The following is a 295-nucleotide window of genomic DNA, read 5'->3' as shown; positions in this document are numbered from 1 at the left end:
CTGGTATTGAAGTGTATTATCCCAATCATCATGATAAATTATTTGCGCAAATTATCGAGCAAGGTGGCTGTATTATCAGTGAGCTGTTGCCGGATACGCCGCCGCACAAGCATACGTTTCCACGGCGCAATCGCTTGGTGGCAGGTCTCAGCTTAGCCACTATTGTCACCGAAGCGACTATCCAAAGTGGTTCGTTGATTACTGCGCGCCTAACCTCAGAGCAGGGCAAGCAAGTCTTTGCGATTCCCAGTCATATTGATAATAGCAATGCTGAGGGCTGCCACCATCTGATACG

1 protein-coding gene is annotated in these 295 nt (G+C 48.5%); it reads left to right on the top strand.

The window, feature by feature from the left end; translation table 11 throughout:
* A partial coding sequence (locus tag AAEY83_RS13885; RefSeq protein ID WP_351059707.1) for a DNA-processing protein DprA occupies positions 1-295 on the top strand: 295 nt, incomplete at both ends.

It is taken from the genome of Psychrobacter sp. TB20-MNA-CIBAN-0197, from assembly GCF_040309765.1.
GTDB lineage: Bacteria > Pseudomonadota > Gammaproteobacteria > Pseudomonadales > Moraxellaceae > Psychrobacter > Psychrobacter submarinus.
The sequence above is the reverse complement of the archived record's forward strand: the minus strand, read 5'-3'. Positions and strand labels throughout refer to the sequence as shown.